General features: G+C 36.6%; 5 protein-coding genes. 2 read left to right on the forward strand and 3 right to left on the reverse strand.

Annotated elements, in window-relative coordinates; genetic code table 11:
* Window positions 1–13: 13 nt before the first annotated feature.
* Together E1140_RS02575 and E1140_RS02580 are read right to left on the reverse strand one after the other, a co-directional pair.
* Window positions 14–3,127, reverse strand: coding sequence for an Eco57I restriction-modification methylase domain-containing protein (locus tag E1140_RS02575; protein ID WP_155178726.1), 3,114 nt, complete (start codon window positions 3,125–3,127; stop codon window positions 14–16).
* Window positions 3,124–3,423 carry a helix-turn-helix domain-containing protein gene (locus E1140_RS02580; RefSeq protein ID WP_155178728.1) on the reverse strand — a complete coding sequence of 100 codons (300 nt, stop codon included), beginning with the start codon at window positions 3,421–3,423 and terminating at the stop codon, window positions 3,124–3,126. Before E1140_RS02580 ends, E1140_RS02575 begins: the two co-directional genes overlap by 4 nt.
* Window positions 3,424–3,864: 441 nt before the next feature.
* Here E1140_RS02580 and E1140_RS02585 point away from each other — a divergent pair, with 441 nt between their 5' ends.
* Both E1140_RS02585 and E1140_RS02590 read left to right on the forward strand, forming a co-directional pair.
* The gene (locus E1140_RS02585; RefSeq protein WP_155178731.1) at window positions 3,865–4,404 is read left to right on the forward strand and encodes an ExbD/TolR family protein; all 540 of its coding nucleotides are present in this window, start codon (window positions 3,865–3,867) and stop codon (window positions 4,402–4,404) included.
* 145 nt (window positions 4,405–4,549) lie between these two features.
* Window positions 4,550–5,545 (forward strand): helix-turn-helix domain-containing protein, encoded by a 996-nt coding sequence (locus E1140_RS02590; RefSeq protein ID WP_155178733.1) that lies wholly within the window; start codon window positions 4,550–4,552, stop codon window positions 5,543–5,545.
* 49 nt (window positions 5,546–5,594) lie between these two features.
* On the opposite strand, the gene E1140_RS02595 is transcribed toward E1140_RS02590, so the two are convergent.
* Window positions 5,595–6,602: DUF2911 domain-containing protein (locus E1140_RS02595; protein ID WP_155178735.1), on the reverse strand; the 1,008-nt coding region annotated here is incomplete at its 5' end.

Raw genomic sequence — 6,602 nt, forward strand, 5'->3', positions numbered from 1 at the left:
TTTCTGCATAGGATTAATCAAGTATTTCAACTCTATCTACATTTCTTCCCCTTCTTTGAAATTCTTCTTTTTCAGAATTAATTAGACCATACAAATTGTAAACAATATCATCTAACCTTGTCCAATTTCTTTGAATCGCAATTGATAATGTTCTCTTTTGAGCAGGTGATGCCAAGGTCAATCTTTGCTGTTGACCAGCAATTTCTTGAGCAAGTTCAGACAATCTAGTTACAAACCCGTCTTGGTTGTTTTGAAAGTTTTCAATAGGAAATGGGATCGGGTCTAAAAACTGTTTATTGAATTTGAAGTAACCATTGGATTGAGGGTTAGCAATTGATCTCGCTAAAACAGAAAATAGCGTTGAATTGACGATAGCAGAAACTGCATGAAGATTCACATTTGTAATATCTGGTAGCTGCATAAAGTAAACATTAGCATTGTCACAATAGGCATCATTTGAGAATGTAACCGCACCAAATGTGTCCAAAGCAGTCATTGGAATTAGCACTTTTGGATATGTGGCACCATGATTTTGAACTCTGGTAAATAGGTGCCAGTGATCATTAGTATATTGATTGGGAAATTTCCGAGGAAGTGTTTCTACTTCTGATTCGATTGTTGTCCTATGCTGGCTAAGATAGGCTGCTGCTAAAGGGAAACGATTTTCAAAATCAGGAAATAGTATTTCATGGACTCCATCTTCATCGACATCATAAGGAAAAATTACATAATAATCAGCATCATCACTTCTGTAGGGTGAAAACTTGATATTGCATATTAGTGGTCTGCATGCTTCAAGCTCTACTTGAAATGATTCTTCAAGATGTGACTTTCCAGTTAAAACTCCGTCTCTAATTGATATTGGCTTAATATGATAAGCTCGATCCCATAAAACTTGTATTCCAACTCTTATATTTAAGAATTCTCCTATAGAGCCCGCTTCCAATAACTTTGTTCGGATGGATAATATTTCAGGGTCGTCAAATACCCATGGAGTAGATGTAAGTGAGTTGGATGGTAAAATGGTATACGATTCCGAATTTATTTCTGGAGGGGGAGTTTCTCTCAATTCAGCAGAAAGTGTTTCTATTTTACTTGTAAAGTTTTTGTAAAACAGAAAATTAGGACTTGATTTATCCAATATCAGAATCGCCACATATGTAATTCGATCTTTGAAAATTTCTGTTGATTCAAAGTCTGTTATCGAGTAAACGAGATTATCATCTGTAATTATCTCACGGATTTTTTTACCATAGTCTGTTTTAAAGAATCTCTTTTGTACCACAAATCCCATTCTGCCATTCTGATTAAGCAATTCAATACCTTTTTCAATAAATGGGACTGCTAAATCAATCTTACCATTTCTGGATGATGGAAATTTCTCTTTAATATATTGATGCATAAAAGGCAGATCAACATTGTAGTTTTTTACTTCAACGTATGGAGGATTGCCAATCACGAAATCAAAACCTGATTTTTCACTAAACACGAAAGGAAATCCATGTTCTGATGTCCAATCAAATGGATTTGTTTTTAGTAGTTCAATTTCATTATCCGCCAATGAGGGGAATTTTTCAATAATATCATCTGAAACCAGTGAATTCCCACATTTAATATTGTTCCCTACACCATGTAATATTCGGCTGCCAAAAATGCCTATTTCACTGTAGTGTTCGGGATAATCGGGGACATCAATGGCTTTCAAAGAAAGAGACATTTTGGCCACTTCTACTGCTTCCAAATCAATATCAACAGCGAAAATGCAGTTGTCGATAATTGCTTTTTTGCATAGTAAGTTCGTAAGGTTTTCATTTTGGGCCTCAACAAAAAATGTGCTGAATTCTTCCGGTCTTGTTTGAGAATATCTAGACTTAATTATTGATTCTAAGTAATCAAAAAGTTCAATCAGAAAAACTCCACTTCCACATGCAGGGTCGAGGATTTTTAAATTGAATAATTCCTCTATACTTAGCGATTCAAGTAGGGACTGAGGTATTGTTTTTTGAATTACTTCTTGTACTACAAATTGAGGAGTGCTTACAGCACCCTTTGTTTTTGAGTATTCGCTTTTTAATTCATCCTTAACTAGTCCATTCTCGATCAATAATTTCTTTGAAAGGAAGATCTCATAGATATCGCTCAGAAGTTTGGTAGGTATAACCTCAAATCGATATGGTGAAGGGTAGTATAGGTAATCTAATATGCCGTCAAATGTTATATCTGGAATAGTTAGATTGTGTATTGAATTGATCCTATCGAAAAGATGACCATCATAATGTTCGTAAAAATCTAGATAAGAAGACTCTTTAAAATTTTTCCAAAAGCCACTGGCTCTAAATGAATTTAGTAGATCATTCTCTTCAATTCTTCTTGCCTCACAAACTCTAATAAATAGTAATCTATTTATGATGATCTGCACCAAATAGCTCAGATTTTCAGTATTATCTCCAATAGATGATGAATTATTATCTAGAATAGCCTGTGCGAGCGAAAGTCTAAACTCTGAAAGTTGTTGTGCAAACCTTAAATCAGGTGTTTCTTTTGTGATATCTCTTACGCCACTGAGCGAATCAGAATAAAGCTCATGTAATTGACCTCCATAGACATTCTCTCGATTGAGATGCTTTTCCAATATTTCAAAATTATCTAGGTACTCATCAATCGTCAGATAGATTCGCCCAAAGGTTGGATCTTGATCAGATGATGGCACATAAGTGCAATTGTAAATTGCAAACTCCTCGAAATTTGATATGAATGCACATGGTGCCAGAATTGACCAACCATAGGACTTTATTTGAAAAGCTGCTTCTTTATCTTTAACAATAGAAACTGTAATGTCTTTAGCGTCTAGAAATGTTAATTTTTCTTTGGCTAGCTTAAAAGTGTAATCTGGCCTTGTTGATGTTGATCCAATGCCTTTTAGAGCTTCCTTTTCCTTTTTTGATAAAACTTTTTCTTGTAAAATTTGAGATGTGTCTCGTACATCCCAACCAAATATCTCTAAAAATTGATTAAGCCATGTTCTTATAGTTTCTTCTGAGGTCAAGTCAAGTTTTCCTGCTTCTTTGAAGCTTTTATACTCAGAAATCAGCTCGCTTAGTTTTTTCTTTCGGTCTTCCAAAGTCATTTCTTTTGCTTTGTTAAATAGCTAATTTCTTCTTCAGCCACATGAAGTGCATCAATTGCATTACTTTCATATTTTATCACATTGTAAATTTTGTTAGCCAACCAAAGAGTTTCTAATTCAGAAAGTTTAGTGTTAAAAAGTTGGCTAATCTTGGTAAGATCGTCTCGCTTAATCAATTTTTGATCGTTCTCAACTTTACTCAGAAACCCTTCTCCTATCTCTAATTTGGCAGCAAGTTCACGCTGTTTCATTCCAGCGTTCTCACGGAGTTGTTTAATAAGTTGGCCTATAGTCATTGACTAAATAATTACTTGTCCTATTTTGGTCAAATATAAGTTTTTAATATGGTTGTTCAAATAGGGTGGGAAGATTTTAGCTCTTCTGGTTTTTCGGGATGGGATTGGTACGCTGGCAAAAACCAAATGTGCTAAAATGTGCGGTAGGGCTTTCTACGTCACATCATGAAACCTAACAACAGGATAACAGAAGTTCTGTTATATCCCATATGTTTTTTATAAATATATAATATTATTTATGACTTTTTTGCTTTTAAAAGCAATATGAGGATCTGTCTTGTTTGTTTTCCTCTTTTTAATTTCCGTTTGTTGTCGTTTGTAAACGTTTATTTAAACGTTTAAATCCGGATAATTTATTCCATATAATTCCTTCCTTACATAAGAACACTTAACAATTGAGTGACTTTAAAAAACTCACAGGGTTATGAAATCAAAAATCCTATGAAAAAGTCAAGAGATAAATCCGTAGCTACCAATGCCGCCAGTATGGCGGATATTGCCTTTTTGTTGCTCATCTTCTTTATGGTCACCACCAGCATTGTTAATGATAAAGGCCTTGATCTTGTACTTCCGCCCTTGTTGGAAGATGTTAATACCACCAATATCAATGAGCGCAACCTGTTTAAGATTTTGATCAATTCTGAAAATAAACTATTGGTGGAAAATGAAACCAGGGAAGATTATAAACACCTGAAAGCAGATATTATGGCCTTTGTACTCAATAAGGGCAAGGCTTCAAATTTGAGTGATACTCCTAAAGATGCTATAGTGTCCATCAAGGCAAACCGCGGTACTACGCAGGATATGTATCTGCATGTGCTGGATCAGGCCAAGGCTGCCTATTATCAAATCTATGCTGACCTGCTACAGGTAAAACCAAAGGCCATAAGAGATAATAAGCTGTCTTTAGATCAGGCTGTGGCCTATAAAAAGATAAGAACCGAGATACCGATGAATATTTCCATTGCCGAGCCGGATTGATTTTAGAGTTTCCCGAACCACTCAGCAGCATAAAAGACCTTAGCAGGAGAGGGGCTTTTACTTTCGTAACTATTGTGGTAAGCTCAACGTAACTTTAGCATTGTATCTCATGAACTGTTCTCATGAGACATGGAAATAAGTTTTGATGAATCTATACGGAATTTTAGGGCTTTTTGCAGGTGTTGCCGTCACTACCGGGTTGTTTCTGGCAGCTTACCTTGTTTTGATAAGAAAAGATGACAAGGTGGGCAACTATTTTTTGGGAGCTCTTTTTATAGCCATTTCACTGAGGGTGGGTAAGTCTATTGCATATTTTCTTTTGCCCACTGTGGCAGATGAAGGGGTTGCAACGGGCATTTTAGGGCTTTCTTTAATAGGGCCTTTGGTACTATTCTATACCGCCTATGCTGCTGGCAGAAAATCTATTCCGTGGTATTATTATGCCATTCACTTTTTGTATCCGCTTGTCGGGACAGTACTTTGCTTCACAGTAGTAAAAGAAGAAGGGTTTACATGGTTTTATCAGATCACAACAGTGATTATGCTGTTCTACCTTCTCAAAGCATGGAAGGTGAATGCCGTTAGCACCTATGAGCATGAGCGAATGGCTTCCTGGAACAGGCAAATATTGATTGCTGTTTCGCTGGTTTGGATAGCCTTTGTTTATCAGCATCTGACCAACACCATGATGGATTATGCTATAGGAGCTGCCATAGCGGCATTGGGTATTTATTTTGTGTTTATCAATGCACTTCGCTCACCGGTTGTATTTCAGCAGACCATGAAGGTAGAGGTTTCTCCTTTACATGTTAAAAAAGTTAAATCTGCATTTGAAGAAGAGGATATTTATAAAATACCTGGAATTACAATCAATCAACTCTCCGAACAACTTCAGGTTCCTGCTTATTTAATTACCCACTGCGTTAGAGAGTTATATAAAATGACCTTTCCAGAAGCCATTAATCATTTCAGAATTAGTGAAGTTCAAAGTCTGCTGCTTATGGATGATCATGTAAAAGTAGAGGCGCTGGCTTATGATGTTGGGTTTAAAACGCCATCGGCTTTTTATGCTGCTTTTAAGAAACAGACGGGAATGAGCCCAAAGGCCTATCAGCAAACCATGGCATTGAAAACCGCATAAAAAAACGACATGCTATTGCTAACATGTCGTCTGGTCAAAACCCGAAAACTCAACTCCCAGGTACTTTATAAGTGTCGTTTTGAATCTCAGTTTTTATTTGGCCCAAACGTGGTTTAAAACCTTCAGGAGCTACCTTTTCTACGTCTTCCAATGCTTTAATGGCGGCTTTTTTGTTACCTAAATAATACTGGCAGATTCCTTTGTTAAGCTTTAAAAACCACACATCTGGATTGTCTTTTAATATTCTCTCAGTGATTTCAAGTGCGTCTTTAGCTTTATTGGTTTGCAATAAGAAAATGCCCAAACCATTGGCTTCATAAGGACTTAAAGGCATTGATTTTAGCTCATTAATTGTTGCTGTCAATGCTTCGCTTTTGTTAAGTGCTTTTAATATTCTCGCTTTGGTGGACATGTTGGTCACATTCTTATCAGCAGCAAAACCGCCATAACCTCCGTTGATTGATCGGTCAGCCCAGGTTAGTGCTTCTTCCAAATTGGTATTGTGTCTTAAGCACCATGCTGCAGCGTCATTCCATGCTTGCCAGTGGTAGGTGTTAATACCGCGCAATTCGCTCCTAAAGCTTTCAACTACAGTGTTGTTAAGATCAACACCAACGGTAAATGGTATTCTTCTATTGGCCCATTCCAGCGCAATTTGAACTGTAGATTCTGTCCAGTTGATAAATTCATAATCTAACTTTTCTGAAGCCGGAGACTCTTCACTTTGTACTTCTACCTGTAAAGTAACATCCTTGTCAACATCCAGATAATAACTTCCCCATTGATCATTATTATGAGCGAAAAGAAGTTGGTAGCTATCATCCTTTGGTATGATATGAAAGCCATATTTTCCTGCTTTTAAAGGTTCTCCTTCTATGGTTACATCAGTACTGAATTCAATGGTAGTATTCATATTCGCACCGGCTCGCCATGCAATCGGATTTCCATTTTTGGGGATTACGTTGGTATCATTCCAGACATCCCTGCCGTTTGCAGAAGGACTTGAATAGTCAATGGTAATATCAGTTACTGCAAGTCGTTGTGTTTCTGTTACGTG

It is taken from the genome of Fulvivirga lutimaris, from assembly GCF_009711525.1.
Classification (GTDB): Bacteria; Bacteroidota; Bacteroidia; order Cytophagales; family Cyclobacteriaceae; genus Fulvivirga; species Fulvivirga lutimaris.

Coding starts and splice junctions, on each gene's coding strand:
- E1140_RS02590 (WP_155178733.1), top strand. CDS start 4,550: ATGAATCTATACGGAATTTTAGGGCTTTTTGCAGGTGTTGCCGTCACT.
- E1140_RS02585 (WP_155178731.1), top strand. CDS start 3,865: ATGAAAAAGTCAAGAGATAAATCCGTAGCTACCAATGCCGCCAGTATG.
- E1140_RS02575 (WP_155178726.1), bottom strand. CDS start 3,127: ATGACTTTGGAAGACCGAAAGAAAAAACTAAGCGAGCTGATTTCTGAG.
- E1140_RS02580 (WP_155178728.1), bottom strand. CDS start 3,423: ATGACTATAGGCCAACTTATTAAACAACTCCGTGAGAACGCTGGAATG.